The sequence below is a fragment of the Roseovarius tolerans genome, assembly GCF_900109855.1.
GTDB lineage: Bacteria > Pseudomonadota > Alphaproteobacteria > Rhodobacterales > Rhodobacteraceae > Roseovarius > Roseovarius tolerans.
In genome coordinates this window covers 262,570-286,732 of record NZ_FOBO01000002.1, presented here as the reverse complement: position 1 = coordinate 286,732, position 24,163 = coordinate 262,570, and the positions used below count along the sequence as shown (strand labels likewise).

The window sequence follows — 24,163 nt, the reverse complement described above, 5'->3', positions numbered from 1 at the left end:
CTTGACCGGGTTATGGGGGCTGATCGGCCCGCAATCAAGGGAGCAGGCGTGATGCAGGTGCGGGATTTGGGCGAATTGGACGGCCCGCTGCTGATTTTCGGCGGGCCATACTCGAATCTGCAGGCCACGCAGGCGGTGATCGTCGAGGCAGAGCGGCGCGGTATTGCGCCGGAGCGGATGATCTGCACCGGAGATATCGTAGCCTATTGCGCGCAGCCCGCCGAGACGGTGGCCGCCATTTGTGAATTGGGCTGCGCCGTGGTTGCTGGCAATTGCGAGCGGCAACTGGCCGCACGTACCGGAGATTGCGGCTGTGGCTTCGAGGCTGGCACGCTGTGTGACAGGCTGTCAGCCGGATGGTATGCGCAGGCTGAGGCTGCGGTCAGCGATGAGGTGCGCGACTGGATGGCGGCGCTTCCGGACGTGATCACCTTTGCCCATGACGGGCGGCGGCATGCAGTTATTCATGGTGGTGCTCGCGACATCAGTCGCTTTCTCTGGCCGGTGTTGCATGATGACAACTTCATCGAGGAAATTGATTATATACAGAGTGTTGTGGGAGATATTTCATGCGTTTTGGCGGGGCATTGCGGCCTAGCATTCACCCGGCGGATCGGTGCGGTGGACTGGGTCAATGCAGGTGCGATCGGCATGCCGCCCAATGACGGCAGACCTGAGACCGCCTTTGCCATTCTGGAGCGAGGGCGTGCGACACTGCACCGTTTGCCCTACGCGCACGAAGCTGCGCAGGCGGCGATGCGGGCGGCGGGGCTGACGCAAGGCTATGACACGGCGCTTGGCACAGGCTATTGGCCGTCGGAAGAGGTGCTTCCACCCGCCTTGCGCCGCGCGGCGGTCGCCAGCGGATGATGGTCCTCGACCAGGGCCTGCAACCGCGCCTCCAGCACATGGGTGTAAATTTCGGTCGTCGCGACATCAGCATGTCCCAGAAGCGTCTGGATGACCCGCAGATCGGCACCATTGGCCAAAAGATGCGTGGCGAAGGCGTGGCGCAGGGTGTGGGGTGTCACCTTGTCCGGATCAACATGAGCCTCGACTGACAAGCCCTTGATCAATTGATAAAACCTGTGACGCGTCAGGTGCCCGGCCTTGCCGCTTGAGGCAAAGAGATAGGCCGAGGCAGTCTTGCCCTCGGCGCGTTTTGCGTCCTCTTGCGCGTTGCGCAGGGCCAGCCAGTCGGCGAGCGCCTGGCGCGCGGGCGGTGACAGCGGCACCATGCGTTCCTTGCCGCCCTTGCCGCGCACCAGGAGCATGTCGGGGTCGCCGCGCGCGGCCGACAGGGGCAGCGTCACCAATTCGCTCACCCGCATGCCGGTGGCATAGAGCAGCGCCATCAGACAGGCATTGCGGCAGCGGTCTGCCGGGTTGCGACCGAACTGTGGCGCGGTATCGAGCAAGCGGCTGACCTCGTCCTCGCTCAGCGTCTTGGGCAGGCGCTGGGCGCGCCCCGGCCCCTTAATGCGGATCGCCGGATTGTCGCTGCGCAACCGTTCTTCAAAGGCAAAGCGGTAGAGTTGACGGATCGCCGAGAGTCTGCGCGCGCGGGTCGATTGCGCAAGCCCCTGCGCATCGCAGTGGATTAGGTAGGCTTCGATATCCTCCTGCGTGGCCGAGAAGAGATCATGTGTGCGCCCGCCCATCCACTCCTCGAAGTCGCGCAGGTCGCGCTGATAGGCGGACAGGGTGTTGGCGGCGGCTCCGAGTTCTGCGGCTTGTGCCTCAAGAAACGTGGAAATCCAATGTGTTGCGCTACTCAACTCAGGCGCTCCAGTAAGAGCATCTGAAGGGCTGCACGCCGCGCGGTATCCTCCAGCCCGACGGCACGCAGGGTCCCGACTGCCGCGCTGAGCGTCTCGCGACCGCTGCCGGCGTTGCTGTCCAGTTCTCGCGCGGCGAGCAGGATCGCTTCGCCCAGCCGTCCCTCTTCGATCAGCACCTGATGCGCGGGCGCGGGGGCCACGCGGGCAAAACCGCGCGCGACCGCCTGTTCGACAGGGCGCGTGGCCTCGGCCTCGGAAGGGGCACCGCGGGCCAGTCCGGCGGCAAAGCGCTGGCGGGCGTTGGTTGGTGTCAGGGTCTGTGCCGCTGTCTCGTAGAGGCTGGAGAGGAGTGCTATGTCAAAGGCTTGGGCCTGGACCTCGGGGGGCAGGTCGATATTTAGAAGACGTTCGGAGAAGAGTTCGGCAAAGATGGTCTCAAGCCGCACCGCGCGCGCCGCCTGCCACGCAGCGGGGATGGCTCGCGCGATGGCGGCGGAATCGCCATTGCTGAGCGCATTGTCCAGACGCTGAACAGCCGCGACCCGGTCCCAGACGCCGCCGGAGGCAGCCGGTTTGCGCGCCGTATAGAGGCCCAGAAGCTGCGCGCCGGGCAAGGCTCCGGTTCGGGCGAGGCGTTCGGCGGCCTCGAGTTCCGCCTTCCAGCCCGCGGTGCCGCGCAGATCTGCCATCGCGAAGGCGCGCGGCAGGTTACGCGTCGAAAGCGGAGCGCCAATCGCCTCGAACAGTCGGAATTGCAGGGGGGTGATCTGTGCGGGCGGGGCGGGCGGTTCGATATCCTCGATCATCCCGGGATCGAGAAACAGGGCGAGGAGCGTGGCATCGGTGTCGTTCAGCCCGTCCGTGGCGGTGGCCCCGTGATAGGTGAGTGCCGCCGTGTCCCAATCGCCTGCGCGCGCGGTGCAATAGATGCGCGCGGCGAGCCGTCGGCTCAGGTGCTGCGCCTTGCTCAGCGCCGTGCAGGCGCGATCCTCGCTGCCATCGAGCAACGCAAGGTCGAGCCACTGATCGAAGAGCGCCGGGGTCGCGCCACCGGCCCGCTCGACCAGGGCGAGGGCGGGTTCCACAGCGCCGAACCGGCGCAGTGCGGCGAGGCGGGCGGCGAGGAAACGCGCACCGCTACCAGCATCGTCAGGGGCGTGCGCCTCTGCCAGAAGGAGCGTGTAATAGAGGGCCTGAACCGCAGGCAGTGGCACGTCCGGAAGATCGCCCAGCCGTTCCAGGATCGCGTCGGTCGCGCTGTCTTGCCAGAGCGTGGAGGGCAGTCCCGTGGTCGAGCCCGGCAAGAGCCCGACCGCATCTGCACGCGGTGCGTCGAGCGCGGTGACGGTGACACCGGGCACCACGACGCGATCGGCGGCGGGCGGCTCGTCCGGCGTGGTATAGGGCCTGCCGAGGGCCACGGTCTCGGCGTCGTTCAACCAGTCAATCGCCGAGAGCGGCTCTTGCGCCGCGCCGAGGGTTGCCCAAAGCGTGGCGAGCAGCGTGAGGCTACTGCGTCTCAAGAATGACATCCTCGCGAATCTCGGTTTGGGGCGGCGAGAAGTCGGCCCCGAAAAACGGCCCGATATAGGCATAGGCCACCAGGACGATGAAACCCAGAATGGCCAAGTAAAACAGCCACTTGATCAATCGAAACATGGAAACCTCTGTCTGCTCGGATGTGAGTTTTGACCAAGTTATAACTGGCCTTTTGCGCAAGATCACGTCATTGAGTGAAAAACCGTGTGAATTGGCAGGGGAGCGCCGAGCGTGTCGGGCGGAACGCATTGGATTCTGAAGAAAACTGTCGTGCTGGTGGGTATGATGGGGGCCGGCAAGACAGCCGTGGGCAAGGCCTTGGCGGCCCGGCTTTCGGTGCCGTTTCTGGATTCGGATGCGGAGATCGAAAAAGCCGCCAACATGACGATTTCCGAAATATTCCAAAGGGATGGCGAGACGTTCTTTCGTGCGCGCGAAAGCGAGGTGATCGAGCGGCTGCTCGACACGCAGCGTGGCATCCTGTCGACCGGTGGGGGCGCCTTCTTGTCCGAGAGAAACCGGCAGATGATGTCCGATAAGGGCGTCTCGGTCTGGCTGAATGCCGATCTGAGCCTGTTGTGGTCACGGGTAAAAGGTAAGAATACCAGACCCTTGCTGCGCATAGATCATCCTTATGAGACGCTTCGGGAGATATATGAAACGCGTGCGCCGGTCTATGAACTGGCGGATTTGAACGTCGCCGCTGATCCGGGGTATTCGATCGACGACATGGCGGCGGAGGTCGAGGCGGCGCTGGTGACTCGCAGGGATGTTCTGGAGGCAGTGAAATGAGCGAGATCGTGCATGTGGGCCTGGAAGGGCGGGCCTATGACATTCACATCGGCCCGGGTCTGCTGGGCCGGGCGGGCGCGTTGATCAGCCCGCTGCTGCGGCGGCCGCGCGTGGCGATCATCACCGACGAGACCGTCGCAGCACTGCATCTCGAAACATTCCGCACGGGATTGACCGAGCACGGTATTTCTTCGGTTGCGCTATGCCTGCCACCGGGCGAGGCGACGAAATCCTGGCCGCATTTCGAGCGCGCAGTCGAATGGCTGCTGGAGCAGAAAGTCGAGCGAAATGATATAGTTGTCGCCTTGGGTGGTGGCGTGATTGGTGACCTGGTGGGGTTTGCCGCCGCCGTGCTGCGGCGCGGGGTGCGGTTTGTGCAGGTGCCGACCAGCCTGCTCGCGCAGGTCGACAGCTCGGTGGGCGGCAAGACCGGGATAAACGCGCCGCAGGGCAAGAACCTGATCGGCGCGTTTCATCAGCCGAGCCTCGTGCTGGCCGATACCGAGGTCCTGGGCAGCCTGCCGGAGCGCGATTTCCTCGCGGGGTACGGCGAGGTGGTGAAATATGGTCTGCTGGTAGATCGTGAATTTTTCCAATGGCTTGAAGGCAATGCTTCACGTGCGGCCTCGGGTGATATGGCGGCGCGCATTCATGCGGTCAAACGATCGGTCGAGATGAAGGCCGAGATCGTGATGCGCGATGAGACTGAACAGGGCGACCGGGCGTTGCTCAACCTTGGCCATACGTTTTGTCATGCGCTGGAGGCGGCTACTCACTATGACGGGGCGCGTCTGCTGCATGGCGAGGGGGTGGCGATTGGCTGCGCCCTCGCGTTCGAACTCTCGGCGCGTCTCGGGCTGTGTGCGCAGGAAGACCCAAGCCGTGTGTGTGCCCATCTTCGCGACATGAAGATGAAGGTTGATCTGTCTGATATCGAAGGAGAACTGCCTGACGCAGATGGGCTTATCTCGCTCATGGGGCAGGACAAGAAAGTCGTCGATGGCAAACTGCGTTTCATCCTTGCGCGTGGCATCGGCGAGGCGTTCATCACCTCGGATGTCCCACCCGAGACGGTGCGCGCGGTGCTGGAGGACGCACTGGCCATGCGGACCTGAGCCCGACAATTCGCGCGGCCTGCTGCGCAGTGCTGATCGCGGGTGGCACCACAGGGTCAGGCGCGTCGGGTGCCGGTCGGGGAAGGCGTTTTCAAAGGCGATATTATACTTTGCGTACCCACACTCGCCCGCAGTCAATGGGTGACTAATGGTTGATATTTTAACCCCGCATAGCAGAGATTTTTTCTTCCAGAGCCTGAATGACGGCCTCAGCTTTTGCCGTAAAAACGCGCATTCCGTGGACAAATGGCAAATCTTTGAGAGCGCCAGCTTCGTCGAAGCATATGTCAAGCTTGACATATGTATTTGCCTGCATTTCAGAAAACACCTTCGGGGAAACCCGGAATATTTCAGCCTCTTTCTTCACCGGATCCCACTCAGGCGGACCAGCCATAAAGTCCTCCCCAGGTCCGACTGTCGCGTTCGCAATGTAAGCGCCACCATTGACAGTAATAGCCATGGACAGGCCAACAGTGTGCCCTCGATTGGATATACTGGATATCTGGCTCGAAATACGATCATCCGAAGTGCAGTCTTCTCCAACGCCGTATGGTTTCAACCCGATTATGGCGGATTTGATCGGTTCCGGGATTCTCTCGCGACCCCTCCCGGACAAGCGGTGTTCTATGACGACTTCTCGCGTTTCGGCCCACGGGAAGTTGGTGTTGTCTTTGCTTCTGACATTGGCACCAGCAGCGACGCACGCGGCATAGACGGATTGATCGAAAACTCTTTTGGAGAGTTCCACAACCTCAGTAGCTTTTCGAAAAATATGGTCAGGGATATCGTCAGTGAACACGAACTTATAAATCTTATGGCCCGTTGTAGGATCATCCTCCGTGACAAATCCTGCATTGGGGTTGTCTTGAAGGAAGGTTTGAGCGTCGGTACCGAACTCGTCAATTGCTTCGTTTGCCCATCTGAGGCGGCGGCGCGCTACTGTAAAAGGTGATGTAACATCACTCATCCTTCAAAACATACTGCATTGCCCTTTCGAACCGCTCCTCAGCCTCTGTGGGGTTTAGTTCGCCAGCGTCGATCATGTCTTGCACCGCTTTTTCGAAGCGGGCCGACTGCTCTTTTTGGCTTTCCTTTTTGGGCTTTTTCGTCACTGGACACGAGCCGTTTCATAGGTCAGGCGCTTGCCGACGATACCAGTCAGCGCAAGGTCTGCGCGCAAGGCGTCGTCAGCGCCGCGCGCCTGACGGTTGGAGTAACGGAAATCGAATTCCGCAGTGTAGCGGTGGAGGTGCTTCTTGCCGCAGTGCTGGTAGACACCCCGCATCCCGCGCTTGAAGATCGAATAGAAGCCCTCCACGGTGTTGGTGTGAACGTCGCCGCGAACGTATTCATCGGCGCGATGGTTCACAACTTCATGGGCGGAAAACTCGCGACCCACGGTATGATAGTGGCTGGCCTCGTCGCTATAAACAGCAGCCTCACGCGCCACATTCTCGCGCAGTATCGACATGATGGTATCTTTGCGCAGATCGTCAACGACAATGCTTTTGGCCTGCCAGTGCGGCGATCGACAAGCGACATGACCTTCATCTTCCAACCCACACCACGGCGCGGAGATTGTCCCGGCTCTTTGCCGATAAAAGTTTCATCGGCCTCAACCACACCACCGCCAGACCCAAAGTCAAAATGGTTATCGTCGCGCATAGCCTCACGAATGCGATGAGACATGAACCAAGCGGTTTTGAGGGTGACGCCAAGGGTACGGTGCAATTGATTGCTGCTTATGCCCTTCTTGCTAGCGCACATCAGGTAGATAGCTTGCAGCCAAATATGCATGGGCACATGGCTGCTTTCAAAGATGGTGCCGACCTTCACGGTAAAGGGCTTGCGGCACTTATAGCACTTGTAGGTGCCGGTCCGAGTGGACTTGCCGCCCATCTTGGATACGCGCTCGCGCTCGCCGCACTTGGGGCAAGTTGCGCCATGCGGCCAAATGCGCGCCTCAACATACTCGTATGCTTTTTCTTCGTTGTGAAACTCGGCGCGGGACAAGATCGACATGGCTTTTCTCCTTACCCCTTAAATATAGGGGTTCGGAGTGGGTACGTCAAGTATAACATCGCCTTTTCAAACGCCTTTCGACGCGGTTTCGAAACCGCGTTGCAAGCCGCTTGAAAGCGGCTTGCCCCAGGGATTTGCAAATCCCTTGGGCGCGGGGTCGGTCAGGTGGCGAGCTTGATCAGCGCGTGGCGCTTCTTGCCTGCCGAGAGCTTGATCGGCGAGGCGAGGGCGGCGGCGTCGATCATCAGCCCGGCATCGGTCAGCGGTGCATCGTCGAGGCGTGCACCATTCTCGGTGATCAGGCGTTTCGCCTCCTTGCCGGATTTGGCGAGGCCACTGCGCACGATCAATTGCACGATGGAAATCCCGTCGCCCAATTCCGCAGGCGTCAGGTCGACCGTGGGCAGATCGTCGCCCACGCCACCCTTTTCGAACACTTCGCGCGCGGTTGCCTCGGCGGCCTGTGCCGCCTCGGCCCCGTGCAGCAGCGTCGTCACCTCATTGGCTAGGATGATCTTGGCCTCGTTGATTTCCGACCCCGCAAGCGCCCCCAAGCGATCGCACTCCTCGACCGGCAGTTCGGTGTAAAGCTTGAGGAAGCGCCCGGTATCGGCATCGGTCGTGTTGCGCCAGAACTGCCAGAATTCGTAAGGGCTCAGCATCTCGCCATCGAGCCACATCGCGCCGCTCGCCGATTTGCCCATCTTGCGCCCGTCCGAGGTGGTCAGAAGCGGCGAGGTCAGGCCGTAAACCGGCGTGTCGATCACCCGGCGGGTGAGGTCGATGCCGTTGACGATATTGCCCCACTGATCCGAGCCGCCCATCTGTAGCACGCAGTCATAGCGGCGGTTGAGTTCGAGGAAATCATAGGCCTGCAGGATCATGTAGTTGAATTCGAGGAAGCTGAGCGATTGCTCGCGGTCGAGTCGGGATTTGACCGATTCAAACGACAGCATCCGGTTGACCGAGAAATGCCGCCCGATATCGCGCAGGAATTCGAGATAGTTCAGCCCGTCGAGCCATTCGGCATTGTCGAGCATGAGGGCCTCGCCCGGGCCGTCGCCATAGGCGAGGTAGCGCGCGAAGACGCGTTTCATGCCGGCGATATTTTCAGCGATCTGATCCGGGCCGAGCAGGGGCCGTTCATCCGAGCGGAACGAGGGGTCGCCCACCTTGGTTGTGCCGCCGCCCATCAGCGTGATCGGCCGGTGCCCGGTCTTTTGCAGCCAACGCAGCATCATGATGTTCAGGAGGTGGCCGACATGGAGTGATTTCGCCGTGGCGTCATAGCCGATATAGGCGGTGACCGTGCCTGCGGTCAGCGCCTCGTCCAGCCCCTGGTAATCGGTGCAATCCGCGAGATAGCCGCGCTCGATCATCACGCGCATGAAATCGGATTTGGGGTGGTAGGTCATAAGGCTTGTCCTGCTTGTCGTTGCGCGGCATGTATATGCAGTCATTGGGCGAAGGAAAAGGCCATGTTGAAGGCTGGGCGGCTTTGGGCTTTGGGGGCGATGTCGGGCACCTCGCTTGACGGGGTGGATGCGGCCATGGTCGAGACCGATGGCGAGGTGATCTTTGGCTTTGGCCCGAGCGCCTATCGCGCCTATCTGCCGGGCGACCAGGCGGTGCTGGCCGCCGCCCTTGGAAAATGGCCCGGAGAGGATCTGGCCGAGGCCGAGGCGTTGGTCGAGCGCGCGCATCTTGAGGTGCTGGGTAGTTTGAACGGGGCCGCGCTGGTCGGCTTTCACGGACAAACGCTGGCGCATGAGCCGCAGGGGCGCGGCACGCATCAGCTGGGGGATGGTGCGCGGCTGGCGCAAGGTTTGGGCCTGCCGGTGGTCTGGGATTTCCGCAGCGCCGATATCCGGCTGGGGGGCGAAGGCGCGCCGCTGGCCCCGTTCTTTCATTTCGCCTGCGCGCGCTGGATTGGGGCCGAGGCGCCTCTGGCGTTTCTCAACCTTGGCGGGGTGGGCAATCTGACCTGGGTCGATCCGCGCCGCGCGCGGCCTGAGGACGAGGGCGCGCTGCTGGCCTTTGATACCGGACCCGCCAATGCGCCGATCAACGATCTGATGATGGCGCGGTGCGGCGAGCCTTATGATCGGGATGGCGCGCTTGCGCGGCAGGGGCTGGTGGCGCGGGGCGCGCTGGAGCTTTTTCTGGACGAGTCGTATTTCCTGCGCATGCCGCCCAAATCGCTGGATCGCGACACGTTTTCCGAGATGATCGGGCTGGTCTCGGAACTGGGCGATGCCGATGCCGTCGCGACGCTGACCGGCATGGCCGCAGCGGCGGTGTTGCGCGGCATGGAACATTGTCCGGAACCGCCCGCGCGTTTGCTGGTGGCCGGGGGCGGGCGGCACAATCCGGTGATGATGCGCATGCTGGCGGCATCGCTCGATTGCCCGGTGGAGCCGGTGGAGGCGGTGGGGCTTGACGGCGACATGCTGGAAGCGCAGGCTTTCGCGCATTTGGCGGTGCGGGTGGCGCGCGGTTTGCCCACGTCCTGTGCTGGCACGACGGGCGTGCGCGCCGCCGTGTCGGGCGGAACGATAAGCCGACCGGAGGGCATGTGATGGACTATGATCTCGATCAGGGCGCGGGGGCCGGGCGGCGGCTTGGCCTGATCGTGCTGAGCACCGACGAGACGCTGGAATACGAGGCGCGCGGCATTCTTGCGGGGCGCGACGTCAATCTGTTGCACACCCGCATTCCGGCGCAGGCCGATGTCACGCCCGAAGATCTGCAGGCAATGGCACCGCAGATGACACGCACTGCCGCGCTTTTGCCGCAGGGGCTGTCGGCGCTTGGCTATGGCTGCACCTCTGCCAGTGCTGTGATCGGCCCTGACGAGGTGGCGCGGCGCATGCAGCTGGCGCAGCCCGGCACACCCGTCACCAACCCGTTGAGCGCGGTCATTGCCGCGCTCAAGGCGCTTGGTGTGGTGCGTGTGGCGATGGTCACGCCCTATGTACAAGAGGTAAATGGCCCGATGCGCCATGCGCTGGCCGCGCAAGGGATCACCGTAGTGAGCGAGGCGAGTTTCAAGCAGAAAGAGGATTGGACGGTGGCGCGGATCGCCGAGAGCTCTACCCGGGCCGCGATGGTGCAGGCGGGGCGTGCGGCGGGTGTTCAGGCGGTCTTTACAAGCTGCACCAATCTGCGCACGTTCGGGATCATCGAGGCGGTCGAGCAAGAGCTTGGCTTGCCGGTGATCAGCTCCAATCAGGCGCTTTTGTGGGACATGTTGCGGCACGCCGGTATTGCCGCGCGCGGCTGGGGGCCGGGGCGGCTGTTTGATCTTGAAGAATGGAAAGAAGACTGAATGAACGAGAAAGACCACAAGCCCGCGACCATCGCCGCTCAGGCGGCAGGCGCGGCGGAGGCGCAGTCAGGCGGCGTGGTGCCCGGCATCAGCCTGGCCACGACCTATTTGCGCGATGCCGATTATGGGCTGATGCGGCCCGACAATGTCTATGGCCGCGATCAGAACGACACGGTGCGGCAGTGCGAAGAGGTGCTGCGCGCATTGGAAGGCGCGGCGGCGAGCCTGCTGTTTCCAAGCGGCATGGCGGCCATCGCTGCGGTCTTTCGGGCGCTGCCCTCGGGCGCGCGGGTGGTGATGCAGAACGGCATCTACTGGGGCACGCTGAAATGGGTGCGTGACTATTGCGTGCGCCGGGCGATCATACTCGATGAGATCGACGCGGCGGACCCGGGCGCGTTGGCCGAGGCGTGCCGATCCTCGGCGGACATGGTCTGGATCGAGACACCGTCGAACCCGTGGCTCAAGACTGTGGATATCGCGGCCGCGGCGGGCATGGCGCATAAGGCGGGCGCGGTGCTGGTGGTCGATGGTACGGCGGCGACGCCGGTGCTGACCCGCGCGCTCGATCTGGGGGCCGATATCGTGATGCATTCGGCGACGAAAGCCTTGAACGGGCATTCCGATGTGCTGGCGGGGGTTTTGTCGTGCCGCGAGCCGGGGCAGGCGATGTGGCAGGAGATCGCCACCGACCGGCATGACGCGGGCGCTATCATCGGGCCGTTTGAGGCGTGGCTCCTGATGCGAGGGATGCGGACATTACCTCTGCGGATGGAGCGGATGTGTGAAAACGCGATGGCGGTTGCGACGTACCTAGAGGGGCGCGCTGATATCGAGGCGGTGTATTATCCGGGGCTGACCGGCCATACCGGGCACGCAATCGCGGCGCGGCAGATGCGCGGCGGCTATGGGTATCTGCTATCGGCGCTGGTCACGGGCGACAAGACGCGGGCCTTGGACGTGGTGGGGCGGTTGCAGCTGTTCCACCGGGCGACGTCTTTGGGGGGCGTCGAGAGCCTTGTCGAGCATCGCCACACCATCGAGCCGCATACCGGCATTCCTGAAACACTGATCCGGCTGTCGGTGGGGATCGAGGATGCGGGCGACCTGATCGCCGATTTGGCGCAGGCGCTGGATGGGTAGGGGCGGTTTTCGCCTGGAGCGGACTTTTGATTGACGCACCTGCGCGATACGCGGTCGTAGACCGCCGCGCATCGCCGGGCCGCCCCCCGGCACGGCGATTTGGCTGCAACCTGCTCTACGTTCGGATGTTTTTCGGGCTTGGCTGATATAAAGCGCTACACAGCGGATGTTGGATCGCCGCACCGCGGCCCGTCGATGCGCGGCTTACAGCAACGGCAGCAACGGGCCCAACCCTGCCTGCGACCCAGGCCTGAACCGACCCTCCGCCCAACTCACGCGAAGGCGAAGGTGTCGGCGCGGGCGCGGTCCCAGTATTTGGCGAAGGCGGGGTGATCGACCGTGCCCGAGAGCAATTCACCCGGTTCCAGCCAGAGATACTGGCTGGCCGCCGAGCGCACTTCGCGGCTGTTGACGCGGATCATCAGGTGGTGTGGCGTGAACTCTTGCGGGGTCTGCAGACCGGAGGATTCCACCGCCTCTTTCAAGGCAATCATGGTGTTGCGGTGGAAATTGGCGACGCGCTGGTACTTCTCGGTGACCACGAGCGCCCGGTAGCGGCCCGGGTCCTGCGTGGTCACCCCCGTCGGGCATTTGCCGGAATGGCAGACCTGCGCCTGAATGCAGCCGACGGCGAACATGAAGCCGCGCGCGATGTTGCAGCCATCCGCGCCTAGCGCGAACATGCGGCAAAGGTCAAAAGCGCTGATCAGCTTGCCCGAGACGATGAGGCGGATGCGGTCGCGCAGCCCCATGCCCACCAGCGTGTTATGCACCAGCATCAGCCCTTCGCGGATCGGCGCGCCCTTGTGGTCGGCGAATTCGGCGGGGGCAGCACCTGTGCCGCCTTCAGCCCCGTCGACGGTGATGAAATCGGGGGTGATGCCAGTCTCGTGAAAGGCCTTGGCCATGGCGAAAAACTCCCACGGGTGGCCGACGCAGAGCTTGAGGCCCACCGGCTTGCCGCCCGCGAGTGACCGCAGGCGGGCGATGAACGCACAGAGCCCCTCGGGGGTGGAAAACTCGGAATGGCCGGGAGGGCTGATGCAATCCTGTCCCACCCGCACGCCGCGCGCCTCGGCGATGGCCTCGGTCACCTTGGCGCCGGGCAGGATGCCGCCATGGCCGGGCTTGGCCCCCTGTGAAAGCTTTATCTCGATCATCTTGACCTGATCGTCGGCTGCGGTCTCAGAAAACATGTCGGGGTTGAACGCGCCCTCGGGCGTGCGGCATCCGAAATAGCCCGAGCCGATCTGCCAGATCAGATCGCCGCCATGCTTGCGGTGAAACCGCGAGATCGAGCCCTCTCCGGTGGTATGGGCGAAACCGCCGGTCTTTGCCCCCCAATTGAGCGACTCGATCGCATTGGGCGAGAGCGCGCCATAGGACATGCCCGAGATGTTGAGCGGGGAGCTGTCATAGGGTTGTGTGCAATCCGGGCCACCGATGCGCAGCCGGAAATCGTGGCTGTCGAGATGGGTGGGGGCCATGGAATGGTTGATCCATTCATGCCCCACGGCGTTGACATTGCGCAGCGTGCCGAAGGGGCGCAGACCCTCGATGCCCTTGGACCGGCGATAGACGAGGGCGCGCTGTTCGCGGGAATAGGGGGTTTCCTCGTGGTCGCTCTCAAGGAAATACTGGCGGATCTCGGGGCGGAAATGCTCGAAGAGAAAGCGCAGCCGGGCCGAAATCGGATAATTCTTGAGCACCGCGCGCTTGGTTTGGAAGACATCGTACAGGCCGATGGCGGCCACAAGGCCGGCAAGGGCCGCAAGGACCCCGCCCCAGAACGGCAGCCAGAGGGCGAGTGCAATCCCCAACGGCACGAGCAGCAAACTGATGAGCAGCGGAATATAACGCAAGAGACCCTCCCTGAACTCTTTTCCGTTCACTCTGGCAGATGGGGCTGCAAGGAGGCGAGTCTTTTCCGCTCAAATTTCGTGCAACTGATGTGTCAGTAGTCTCTTTCGAAGAAGATACCGACGCCGGTGTCGCCATCATTCGAGGCCCCGCCCTTGACCGTCACAGAGTTAGAGACGTCGAGATTGAGGTTGATGCGCTGCTTGCCAGCGCTGTCGGCGGTGACCTCGGTGTAGATGTTGTCGGAGATATAGGCCCCGGCGCTGACCTGGGTATCGCCCTCTTCGGTCTGGGTGACGTCGAGATCGGCGAGCCCCACGGCCCCGCGCAACCGGCCCACCACGTCGTTCTGGCCGCTGCCCGTGAGCGTGGCCACGGCCGAGGCCATCTGCGCGGCCTGAAACGGCGAGATATTGTCGAGGCCGCGGCCGAAGATGAGACGCGAGACGACCTCTTCCTGCGGCAGGTCGGGGTTGGAGGCGAAGGTGACTTCGGGCGCGCTGGCAAGCCCGTCGATGATGACCTGAAGCACGGTGTCCTCGACCTCGGTTTCGGCCACGAAGCGCAGGTATGGATCGAGCGAGCCCTGCATGGTGACGCGCCCCTCGGTGAGTGTGAGACGTTTGCCAAGGATGTCGAAGCGACCTCGGACCAGCTCAAAGAACCCGTCGGGCGCGACAGCGGCGGTGGTGCCCCGGATGCGCAGACGCCCGCCCAGTTCGGCGTCGAGACCGCGCCCGCGCACGAAGATGCGATTGGGGGCACTGATCGAAAGATCGAGCGCGAAGGGGCGCGAGGAACCGCCGCTGTCCTCGGTCTTGATCAGCCCCGCGCGCTGGCGCGAAGCGCGCGCCGCGGCGGGTTCGTTGACGTGCTGCAGATCGGGCAGCGAGACCGAGGCCGGGCCTAGCCCGGAGGGAATCCGGATATTGGTCTCTTCCAGAGTGATTGCGCCGCCGATGCGCGCGCCGCCGGTCAGCGGGCCGTTCAGCGTCACGTCGCCATTGGCGGTGGTGGTGTAGATCAGCTGATCGGTCAGCACGAGGCCCGCGAGACCGACGCTGAGATCACCGTTAAAGCCGGGCGTCAGTGAGACCGGACCGGTGACCGTGACTTGCCCGCCGTCGCGCATGCGGGCGGTGAAGTCGGTCTGCACGCGCGATTGCCCGAGATTGGCAGTACCGCTCAGATCGTCGATGGCAAGCCCGGTTTCGGGCAGCGCCACGCGCGTACCTTGGGTGGTGACGGTGCCCGAGACCGAGGCCAGGGCGGGCGCGCCACTGACACGCAGATCGTAGCGGGCGGTACCATTGATCGCGTTGGGCTGGATGAAGCTGTTGGCAAGCGCGAGGGGCAGGGCGCCCGAGGCGCTGAGATCGAGGCGCGCGCCGTGATCAATCACATCGCCCGAGACGGCGGCGGTGGTGCCGCCCGGCCCGGTCGCGTCCAGGTTAAGGCTGACGCGGCGCGCCTCGGGACCCTCCAGCGTGACCGTGCCATTGGCCGAGAGCGGTCCGGAAAACTCGGGCGCGAAGAGCCCCAGATTGGCGAGACGGGCGTCAATGCTGACCGGGCCGCCCGCGCCGTCACCCGCTGCGGTGAGGCTGATCTGCGGTGTTTCAAGCGCGATGTTGCGAATCTCAATCCGCTCGGGCGTGCGGCCCGCCTGCGCGCTGAGCGACAGGCGGCCGGCGATGATCTGGTCAAGCTGGGCGATCCCGGTGGCGAGATTGCGGCCCTCCAGCGTGGTGCTGAGCGAGAGCGCGTTGCCGCTGTCGCTGGTCTCGCCCTCGGCGGTCAGATCAAGGCTGCCGCGCAGCGGTTGGCCTGCAAGGGCGGCAAAGCGCGAGAGGTCCGCCACCTTGGCCGCGACATTGCCGGTGGCCGCGAACGCCTCGGGGTCGGGTTGCACGGTGCCGGTGGCATCCAGCGTGGCCCCCATGAGTTGCGCGGCAAGGCCGGTGGCAGTGAGCGCACCGTCTGCGTCGCGCGCGATTATGCCGCGCGCTTCGGCGGGGCCGCTGAGGCGCGCATCGATCAGCGCGAGGTCTGAAAGGTCGGCGTCAAACACAAGTTGCCCGCTTTGCTCGGCGATGACGCCTGAGCCCGAGGCGTTGATGCGTGCGGCGTCATAGGCAAGGCGCAGGTCGCGCAGGGTGACGGTGCCGTCGTCATGTGCCGCCTCGATGAGAAGCGTGCCGTCGCTGGCAATGAGCCCGTCAAGCTGCGCGATGCCGGTGGCGAGACCGGAGGTGGTGGCCTCGAGTGTGATGTCCAGGGTTTGCGTCTCGATCGTGCCGCCGCCGCCGAAGGTGGCGTCGATGCGGCCCTCGAGCGGTTGGCCGGTGATCGCGGCAAAGCGCGAGAGATCGGCCACCTCGGCCTTGATCTGGGCGGAGGCGGGCAGGCCCGGGGCCTCGGGAGAGAGCGACGCGGTGCCGGTGACGCGCGCGCCCATAGCCTGCGCCACGAGATCGGTGAGGGTGACATCGTCACCTGCGGCCCATGTCACCTGCGCGCGGATTTCGGCGGGGCCGTCGAGCCGGCGGTCGGCGAGGCTGAGATCGGACAGGTTGGCCGAGACGTCAAGGCTGCCGGAGGTGCTGTCGAGTTTGCCGGAGGCGCGGGTGCGGAGGTGACGGTTTTCCAGCTCAAACCGGTCGAGCGTGGTGCCCGTCGTGTCGCGCATGGCCTTGATCGAAAGCATGGTTTCGGGCGCGATCAGCGGATCGGCCTGCGGGATGCCAACGGCAAGGCCGTCGGTCGAGGCATCGAGGCTGATGTCGAAATCGCCGCCCAGAAGGCTGCCGGATCCGGCAAGCGTGGCATTGGCTGCCCCGGCCAGATCTTGCCCCGAAAGGGCGGCAAAGCGCGCCAGATTGGGGGCGTCGATCCGGGCCGTGCCGGAGACGGGAAAGCCATCGGACAGCGCCTCGATCCGGCCATTGGCGGCGAGGGTTGCGGCCCCCGAGGCCACGCGCAGCGCGCGCAGCAGCAGTGGCGCGCCTTCGCTCCAGTCAAGGCTGGCATGACCGGAGAGCGCGGTGCCTGCAGCCTCTGCCAGTGCCGGATCGGCGAGATCAAGGCCCGAGAGGTCAAACTCGGCGAGCGCCGTCACACCGCGCGGCGGCATGCGCCGCAGCGTGCCGCGCCCCGAAAGCGTGGCGCTGTCGAGCCGGAGATCGGGTTGATTGAGGTCAGTCACCGCCACGGTCGCGCGCCAGCGGTCACCTTGGGCCGCGTTGTAGCGGGCATTGAGCGTGGCCTTTTCAAGTGTCACGGGCGGGCCCGCGACAGGCAGGCGCACCGGCACGGTGCCATCGCCGATATTGCCGTCGAGATCAAAGCGCGTGGGCCAGCCTGCGGCATCGAGCGCCAATGTGCCGTCGAGTGCCAGCTGCGCCGCCGAAAGGCTGAGCCGGTCGATGTCGAGTGCGCCATCGGGTGCGCGCGTCCCGGTGAGGTTGAGCGTGCTTTGCCCGCCGAAAAAGGCACGATAGTCCTCGGCCATGAGCGGGGTCAGATCGCCGTCGAGCCCGGCGTTGAAGCGCATGCCGTCCTCGGTGCCTTGCAGGGTCAGCCGCCCGGTCAGCCGGTCGGTGCCGTCTGTAGCGAGCCACAGATCGGCGGCGTAGTCATCAAGTGGGGCCTCGCCCTGAACGGTGAGGGCGATGGCCGGGCTGTCAGGCAGGTTCAGAAGCGTCGAGGCGATCCCGCCCGGGGCCTCATCAAGGGTGAGATCGAGCGCGAGCACGCGGTTGTCATTTTCAAAGCCTGCCTCCAGCGAGATTTCGCCGCGCCCGTCAAGACGATTGACCTCGATATCGACTGAACCCTCGCCGCTGCCAATTGACAGGCTGCCAAACAGTTCGAGCCGGATTTCCTCGCCCAGAATGGGCGCGCCGAGGGTCAGGGTCTCGGCGGAAATCTCGCCGATATTGACCGAGACGGGCAGTTCGGGCAGGGCGAAGGGCGTGGCCTCGGCATCCTCGGGGGTGACCGGGGCCTCGCCGCCCGGCAGGCGCGAGAGCGTGATCTCGGCGGCGGTCAGGCTGTTGACCTCGACGCGGCCCGCCAGAAGCGCCGAGCGCGTCCAGTCGAGCGTCACGTCGCCGAGGCGCAGCCAGACACTGTCGTCATCGGCGATGGTCAGGGACTCGAGCGTGGCCTGCGACGACAGCGCCCCGGCAAAGCCGGTGATCCGCACCTCGCGCCCCACCCCCGAGAGATTGTCCTCGATCAGCGATTGCAGAAAGCCGCGCCCATCCTCGCCTTCCTGTGCGTGCAGGGGGCCTGCCAGAAGGGTGAGAGCCAGCGATATGAGCCGTAGCGCGCGCATCAGAATGCCTGTCCAATCCCGATATAGAGTTCGATGTTCTCGCCTGCATTCTCGCCGATGGGGGTCGCGAGATCGACCCGGATGGGGCCCACGGCGGTGAAGTAGCGCGCGCCGATGCCCGCGCCGCTGTGCCATTCGCCCCGACCGGTACCGAAGGCGTCCTGACCGATAAAGCCTGTATCGGCAAAGACCACGGCCTGAATGCTGTCGCTGATCATGGTGCGCACCTCGCCGGAGAAGCCGAGAAAGGAGCGCCCGCCGATGGTGACGGTGGGCGACAGATCAACCCCGAGTGATTGATACCGCTGGCCGCGCACCGTGCCGGCGCCCCCTGAATAGAACAGCATGTCGGCGGGCACGTCCTCGATATCCGCCCCGGTGACCGAGCCCAGTTGCGCGCGCCCTGCCAATGTAAAACGGTCATTCTCGCCGAAGGAGACATGTTCGCGCAGATCGACATAAAGACGTGTGCCCGCGCCGCCGCCGTCGTCCAGCCCGATGAACGGGGTCAGCGAGACGTCGAGATAGAGCCCCGATGTCGGGTTGAGCGGGTCGTCACGGCGATCCCATGTGGCGCGCAGCGGAAACAGAAGATGCTGCAATTCGCGGTTGCCCAGATCGTCTGTGATCTCGGAATAGCGGTAGGTGATGCCCGCCTCACCGGTCAGTTGGTCGGAAAAGATATGGGTCAGGCCGCCGCCGATCTCGGCCTTGCGCTCGCTGTAATCGGGTTCATTGTTGTCCTCGATATTGGCCAGCAGAAAGGTCCCGGTATCGGGGGTGAACGTGGCAGGCCGGTCAAGCCGCGCGCCGAGGCGGAAATCCTCGCCGCCCGAATCGCCGCCGATCCCGCCGATCATCGCGTCGAGACGCAGCCGTTCGGCCCCGCCCAGCAGGTTGCGGTGCAGCCAGAACCCCGAGAGTGTGATGCCTTCGAGTGATGACAGTTCCGCGCCTACGCCGATCCGGCGGGGTTTGGCATCGACGACCTGCGTGCGCATGTCGAGTGTGCCATCGGGGTTGGGGGTGTCGGCATCGCGCATCACCACCGAGCGGAAGGCCCCTGTGCGGCGCAGGCGGTTCGCGGCGCGTTCGCGTTCGGCGGGCGAGTAGACACGGCCGGTGGGTAGGCCCGCGATCTCGCGGATGCGCGGCTCGCGCACACGGGAGGGGCGGGCGTCCTCTTCGATCCGCAGGGTGCCGAAACGCAGGCGCGGCCCGGGATCGAGGGTGATATCGGCATCAAGCGATTGCGTCGCGTGATCGGCGATGACGGTTTGAGCGTCCACGTCAGCCTTGGCATGGCCGGCATCTCGCCAGGCGGTGATGCTGGTGCGGGTGGCGTCGCCGATGAGCTGACCCTTGGCGGGTTGGCCGGTGGCGAACCCCTCTGGCAGCTGGGTGCCGGGGGCGAGCGGGGCGACCCGAGCGCGGTTGAGGGTGAAAGACGGGCCGCGTTCGACGATGATGTCGATCCGGTCGATCTGATCGGGCGCGCGCAGCGGCGGGATGCTGGCCGCTTCCTGCCCGTTGACGCGGATACGCACCACGCCGCTGTAATAGCCCGCGGCATAGAGCACGCCGGTGAGGCGTCCGTAATCGGCCTGTGCGGCGGCGAGCAGGTCCTGGGCGGTGCTGCCTTCGGCTTGGGCGGTGGAGAGGCTGAGCGAGGCGTCGCGCAGGCGCGCCCCAAAGCTGTCGGGCGCACCCGGAGCCGCAAAGCCGAAGTCGAGTGCCACGGCCGGTGCAGTGCCAAAGCCCAGGGCAATCGCCACCAGTGCGGCCTTTGGAAAACAGAACTTTTTCACGTCACGCATACCCCCCGGCACTTGTCCCTTTGGTATCGCATCGCAGGTAGCGGATTGCCAGACCGGGACGAGGGGAATTTTTGAAACGCTTGGAAAACCGGCAGGAATTCACTCAGCAGGCTGTGGGGTACGGTCTGCGAGTTCGGTCTCGAGCGCCTTTTCGATGGCCCCCCTCGGCCGCGTGAACCGCGCGAGAAGATCGTAGAGGATCGGCGTGACGAACAGCATCAGCAACGTAGCGAGGCTGAGCCCGGCGATGATCACGGTGCCCACGGCAATCCGGCTCTCGGCGCCTGCGCCGCTGGCCAGCACCAGCGGCAGCGCGCCCAGCACGGTCGAGATCGCCGTCATCATGATCGGGCGCAGGCGCAGCACCGAGGCCTCGATCACCGCGTCACGCACCTCGCGGCCTTCGTCGCGCAGCTGATTGGCGAATTCGACGATCAGGATGCCGTTCTTGGAGATCAGGCCGATAAGCAGGATGATCCCGATCTGGCTATAGACATTGAGCGACAGCCCCCCGACGACCATGGCATAGATCGCGCCCGCCACGCCGGTGGGCACGGTGAGCATGATCACGACGGGGTGCAGGAAGCTCTCGAACTGCGCGGCAAGCACGAGGTAGACGATCACGAGCGCCAGCACGAACACCACGCCAAGCCCGCCGGAGGTGTCCTTGTAGGTGCGCGACTGCCCGTCATAGCCAAGCTTGGCCTCGGCGGGCAGGATCTCGGCGGCGATGGTTTCGAGCCGGGTCAGCACGTCGCCCAGTTCCGCGTCGGGGGCAAGCGCGCCCGAAAGCTGGATCGAGGGCAGCCGGTCGAAGCGTTGCAGCGAGGGCGCGGCGGCGTTTTCCTTGAGCGTCACCAGCGCGCCGAGGGGCACCAGTGTTTCACCGTCGGAGGCGCGGATGAAGATGTTCTCGATATCGGTGGGGGTGCGGCGGTCCTCGTCCTCGGCCTGCACCAGCACGGGGTATTCGCGGCCCCGGCTGACAAAGGTCGTGACCTCGCGCGAGGCCAGCATGGTTTGCAGGGTGGTGGCGATCACATCCGCCGAGATGCCCAGATCGTCGGCACGTTCGCGGTCGATCTCGATATCGAGCTGGGGCAGGTTTTCCTCGAAGTTGATTTCGGGGTTCACCAGCCCCTCGACCTGTTCGGCGCGTCTGAGAAACTCGGTCGCCCAGCCTTCGACACTCTCGAAATCCGGGCCGCCGATCACCACCCGAACCGGAGTCGAATTGCCGCGCAGCCCGAGGCCCGCCGGGGTCACTGGAAAGCCGCGTGCGATGGTCACCTCACCCATTTTCGGTGCGATTTCCGCGACGAGAGCGGAGACCGGTCGGTCGCGGTCCTCCCACGGGGCGAGACGAAACACCACGAAAGAACGCCACGCGCGCCCGCCCCATCCGGTGAAGGTAAAGACCGTCTCGATTTCGCCGCTGTCGACGAAGGGCTGGATGATCTCCTCGACCTGACGCGCCGCCATGTCGGAATGCGGCACGGTCGAGCCTTGCGGCGCGGTGAGCGGCACGAAGCCCACGCCGCGATCTTCGCGCGGGGCCAACTCGCGCGGGAGGCCATCGTAGAAAAGCGCCGCGCCTGCGGTGATCGCGATAGTGACCGGCAGGACCACCAGCGGCATGCCGATTGCGCGGGTCAGAAGCACGCGATAGGCGCGCTGCACGAGGGGTGGGCGGTGCGCGCGCCCGTCCTTGCGGGCCCTGCGCGCGCGCAGCACCTTGGAGGCCAGCGCCGGGCAGGCGGTGAGCGCCACGAAGGTCGAGATCGCGACGGTGCCGGCCATCACCCAGCCGAATTCCACGAACAGACGCCCGACCTGACCGGGCATGAATGAGAGCGGCACGAACACCGCGATCAACGTCAGAGAGGTGGCGATGACCGCGAAGGTCACCTGCCGCGCGCCCTTGAGGCTCGCGACCAGCGGGCTTTCGCCCTCTTCGATGCGGCGCTGGATGTTCTCCAGCACGACGATGGCGTCATCGACCACCAGCCCGATTGACAGCAGCAGTGCCAGAAGCGTCAGCGTGTTGAGCGAAAACCCCCAGAGGCCGATCAGGAGGAAACTGCCGATCAGCGCGACGGGGATGGTGATGGCCGGGATGAGCGTGGCGCGGATGCTGCGCAGGAAGAGCAGGATCACCGCCACCACAAGCGCCAGTGAGATGAAGAGCGCCGTCACCACCTCGCGGATCGAGGCTCCGACAAAGAGCGCGTCATCCGAGCCGACGATGATCTTCATGCCCTCGGGCAGGCTGCGCTCCATCGCCTTCATCTCGGCGCGCACCGCCTTGGAAATCTCCAGCGTGTTGGATTGGCTCTGGCGCAGGATCCACATGCCCACGGCGTCGGTGCCGTTGGTGCGCACCACGGTGGTGTCATCCGCCACGCCTGGCTCCACCCGCGCCACATCGCCCAAGCGCACCGGGTAGCCCGCCACCCGGTCGAGCACGATGGCGCGAAAATCTTCAATGCTGTCGAGACGGCTGTTGAGGCGCACGGAGAGCTGGCGGTTGAACGATTCCACCTCGCCCGCCGGCAGTTCGATATTGTTGCGCCGCAGGGCCGCCTCGACATCCGAGACGGTGAGGTTGCGCGCCGCGAGCGCGCGCCGGTCGAGCCAGATTCGCACGGCAAAGGGCCGTTCGCCCACCAGATTGACATTGGCCACCCCGTCGAGCGTGGCGATGCGGTCGACGATCAGGCGGTCGACATAATCGGTGATCTCGGCGGTGGTCATGCGGTCCGAGGTGACGGCGATGCGCATCACCGGGTCGGCATCGGCGTCGGATTTGACGACCTCGGGCTCATCCGCCTCTTCGGGCAGGTCGCCGCGCACGCGCCCCACGGCATCGCGCACATCGTTGGCGGCGACGTCGATATCGACGCCGCTATCAAACTCGATGGTCACGCGGCTGCGGCCCTGACGGCTCTCGGAACTGATCGTGCGGATGCCCGAGATGGTGGCGATGGCGCCCTCGATGGTCTCGGTGAGATCAGTGTCGATCACCTCGGGCGCGGCGCCGCGATAGGTGGTGGTGACGGTGACAACCGCATTGTCCACGTCGGGCAATTCGCGCACCGGCAGGCCGCGCAGCGCGGCAAGCCCGAAGATCACGATCAGCAGGCTCATCACCGCCGCGAGGACGGGACGGCGCACCGAGATGTCCGACAGCGTCATGTGGGCTGCTCCGGTACCGCCTCGGCAGAGGCGGTGGCGGCATCGTCGGTTTCGAGGATCTTGAGCGGGCTGCCGTCGCGCACCCGTTGCAGGCCGCGCACCACCACGGCCTCGCCCTCGTCGAGGCCTGAGAGGATGGCGATGCGCCCGTCCTGGCGTTGCCCGGTCCTGACCACGCGGCGCTGCGCGACGTTGTCTTGCGCGACAAACACATAGGTTTCGGCGGCCTGGAAGATGATCGCCTCTTCCGGCACGGTGACGCGTTCGTCCTGTGACAGGATCAGGGTGAGCGACAGAAACATGCCCGCAGGCAGGGTGCTGTCGGGGTTGGGCACCAGTGCGCGGGTGCGAAAGGCGCGGCTGACCGGGTCGATACGGCTGTCCACCGCGTCGATGGTGCCGGTGAAGTCGCGCTCGGGAAAGGCGGCGCTGCGCGCGATCACCTGCTGGCCGTGATGCACCTGGGCAAAGACCGTCTCGGGCAGCGAGAACTCGACCTCGACCTCGCTCAGATCGTCAAGGCGGGTCAGCACCTGCCCCTCTTCGACGCGCGCGCCCGAATCGTAATTGGTCAGCCCCACGACACCGCCGAACGGCGCGGTGATGCGGCGATCCTCGAGCCTGCGGCGGGCGCGTTCGACATCTGCTTCGGCCTCGGCCAGGCGGGCGATCGCCTCTTCCAGCGTGGCGAGCGAGACGGCATTTGTCGTGCGCAGCTGTCGCGCACGCTCGAGCGCCTGGCGCTGTTCGGTGAGCACGGCCTCGGCCTCCGAAAGGTCGGCGCGCTCGATGGTGTCTTCGAGCCGCGCTAGCACATCGCCTTTCTCAACGCGCGTGCCGGGGGATATGGTCAGCTCGATGAGGCGTCCATCGACCTCGGGGACGATCTCGATGGAGCGCAGGGCACGGGTGGTGCCCACGGCCTCGACGGTGCGGCGCAGGGTGCGGGTTTCGGCGCGCGCGAGTTCCACGGTGGCGGGGCGTGGCCCGCCGCTCTCCGCTTCGGCAGGCGGAGCAGGGGCCAGTTCGGTGCGGTAATACTCATATCCGCCATAGGCGAGGGCGCCCAGAACGCAGAGCACCATGAGTTGTTTCAGGATCGACATGCGTTCGCACCTTGTTTTATTGGCGCAGGCGTCTGCCTGGCGCGCGGTCGGTTGGACCCTGACCTTTTTCGAACTTATCGCATGCCTAGGGAAAGGCAACTCTTCGTGAGGGTGGGGCCGACGTTG

The 24,163-nt window shown here is 64.8% G+C and carries 17 protein-coding genes and 1 pseudogene; 6 read left to right on the top strand and 12 right to left on the bottom strand.

Going from position 1 to position 24,163, the window contains the following annotated elements; translation table 11 throughout:
• Positions 1–51: 51 nt before the first annotated feature.
• The gene (locus tag BMX04_RS03125) at positions 52–870 is read left to right on the top strand and encodes a metallophosphoesterase family protein (RefSeq protein ID WP_074784952.1); all 819 of its coding nucleotides are present in this window, start codon (positions 52–54) and stop codon (positions 868–870) included.
• Here the strand turns inward: BMX04_RS03125 and BMX04_RS03120 are convergent.
• Genes BMX04_RS03120 through BMX04_RS19315 form a run of 3 tightly spaced genes read right to left on the bottom strand, consistent with a single transcriptional unit; the run spans position 807 to position 3,440 of the window.
• Positions 807–1,778 carry a tyrosine recombinase gene (locus tag BMX04_RS03120; RefSeq protein ID WP_074784951.1) on the bottom strand — a complete coding sequence of 324 codons (972 nt, stop codon included), beginning with the start codon at positions 1,776–1,778 and terminating at the stop codon, positions 807–809. The two genes, BMX04_RS03125 and BMX04_RS03120, sit on opposite strands and share 64 nt — an antisense overlap.
• Positions 1,775–3,304: a hypothetical protein gene (locus BMX04_RS03115; protein WP_244888464.1), complete on the bottom strand. Its 1,530-nt coding sequence runs from the start codon at positions 3,302–3,304 to the stop codon at positions 1,775–1,777. The genes BMX04_RS03120 and BMX04_RS03115 overlap by 4 nt, the downstream gene beginning before the upstream one ends.
• Positions 3,291–3,440 carry a hypothetical protein gene (locus BMX04_RS19315; protein WP_162838261.1) on the bottom strand — a complete coding sequence of 50 codons (150 nt, stop codon included), beginning with the start codon at positions 3,438–3,440 and terminating at the stop codon, positions 3,291–3,293. Before BMX04_RS19315 ends, BMX04_RS03115 begins: the two co-directional genes overlap by 14 nt.
• A gap of 90 nt (positions 3,441–3,530) precedes the next feature.
• On the opposite strand from BMX04_RS19315, the gene BMX04_RS03110 reads away from it, so the two are divergent.
• Positions 3,531–4,112, top strand: coding sequence for a shikimate kinase (locus BMX04_RS03110; protein ID WP_074784949.1), 582 nt, complete (start codon positions 3,531–3,533; stop codon positions 4,110–4,112).
• A complete protein-coding gene (gene aroB, locus BMX04_RS03105) occupies positions 4,109–5,227 on the top strand; it encodes a 3-dehydroquinate synthase (RefSeq protein WP_074784948.1) in 1,119 nt (372 codons plus the stop codon). Before BMX04_RS03110 ends, aroB begins: the two co-directional genes overlap by 4 nt.
• Positions 5,228–5,387: 160 nt before the next feature.
• Here aroB and BMX04_RS03100 read toward each other — a convergent pair whose 3' ends face one another.
• From BMX04_RS03100 to tyrS, 4 genes and pseudogenes are all read right to left on the bottom strand, one after another.
• On the bottom strand, positions 5,388–6,194 hold the full coding sequence (locus tag BMX04_RS03100; RefSeq protein ID WP_074784947.1) for a hypothetical protein: 807 nt from the start codon (positions 6,192–6,194) through the stop codon (positions 5,388–5,390).
• Entirely contained in the window at positions 6,187–6,339 is a 153-nt protein-coding gene (locus tag BMX04_RS19310; protein WP_175477315.1) for a hypothetical protein, read from the bottom strand. The genes BMX04_RS03100 and BMX04_RS19310 overlap by 8 nt, the downstream gene beginning before the upstream one ends.
• Positions 6,336–7,249 (bottom strand): annotated as a pseudogene (locus tag BMX04_RS03095) (IS1595 family transposase). Before BMX04_RS03095 ends, BMX04_RS19310 begins: the two are co-directional and overlap by 4 nt.
• Positions 7,250–7,410: 161 nt before the next feature.
• Positions 7,411–8,664: a tyrosine--tRNA ligase gene (gene tyrS / locus BMX04_RS03090; protein WP_074784946.1), complete on the bottom strand. Its 1,254-nt coding sequence runs from the start codon at positions 8,662–8,664 to the stop codon at positions 7,411–7,413.
• 63 nt (positions 8,665–8,727) lie between these two features.
• On the opposite strand from tyrS, the gene BMX04_RS03085 reads away from it, so the two are divergent.
• The 3 genes from BMX04_RS03085 to BMX04_RS03075 are packed head-to-tail and all read left to right on the top strand — an operon-like array spanning position 8,728 to position 11,720.
• Positions 8,728–9,828 (top strand): anhydro-N-acetylmuramic acid kinase, encoded by a 1,101-nt coding sequence (locus BMX04_RS03085; protein ID WP_074784945.1) that lies wholly within the window; start codon positions 8,728–8,730, stop codon positions 9,826–9,828.
• Positions 9,828–10,577, top strand: coding sequence for a maleate cis-trans isomerase family protein (locus tag BMX04_RS03080; RefSeq protein WP_074784944.1), 750 nt, complete (start codon positions 9,828–9,830; stop codon positions 10,575–10,577). The genes BMX04_RS03085 and BMX04_RS03080 overlap by 1 nt, the downstream gene beginning before the upstream one ends.
• Positions 10,578–11,720, top strand: a complete 1,143-nt coding sequence (locus tag BMX04_RS03075) for a trans-sulfuration enzyme family protein (protein WP_074784943.1) — start codon at positions 10,578–10,580, stop codon at positions 11,718–11,720.
• Between the two features lie 272 nt (positions 11,721–11,992).
• Here the strand turns inward: BMX04_RS03075 and BMX04_RS03070 are convergent, their stop codons facing one another.
• From BMX04_RS03070 to BMX04_RS03050, 5 genes are all read right to left on the bottom strand, one after another.
• On the bottom strand, positions 11,993–13,582 hold the full coding sequence (locus BMX04_RS03070; protein ID WP_083398064.1) for an FMN-binding glutamate synthase family protein: 1,590 nt from the start codon (positions 13,580–13,582) through the stop codon (positions 11,993–11,995).
• 92 nt (positions 13,583–13,674) lie between these two features.
• Positions 13,675–17,919: a translocation/assembly module TamB domain-containing protein gene (locus BMX04_RS03065; protein ID WP_074784941.1), complete on the bottom strand. Its 4,245-nt coding sequence runs from the start codon at positions 17,917–17,919 to the stop codon at positions 13,675–13,677.
• Positions 17,919–19,736 (bottom strand): autotransporter assembly complex protein TamA, encoded by a 1,818-nt coding sequence (locus BMX04_RS03060; RefSeq protein WP_074784940.1) that lies wholly within the window; start codon positions 19,734–19,736, stop codon positions 17,919–17,921. Before BMX04_RS03060 ends, BMX04_RS03065 begins: the two co-directional genes overlap by 1 nt.
• A gap of 99 nt (positions 19,737–19,835) precedes the next feature.
• Positions 19,836–22,931, bottom strand: coding sequence for an efflux RND transporter permease subunit (locus tag BMX04_RS03055; protein WP_074784939.1), 3,096 nt, complete (start codon positions 22,929–22,931; stop codon positions 19,836–19,838).
• A complete protein-coding gene (locus BMX04_RS03050; RefSeq protein ID WP_074784938.1) occupies positions 22,928–24,037 on the bottom strand; it encodes an efflux RND transporter periplasmic adaptor subunit in 1,110 nt (369 codons plus the stop codon). The genes BMX04_RS03055 and BMX04_RS03050 overlap by 4 nt, the downstream gene beginning before the upstream one ends.
• Positions 24,038–24,163: the final 126 nt, after the last annotated feature.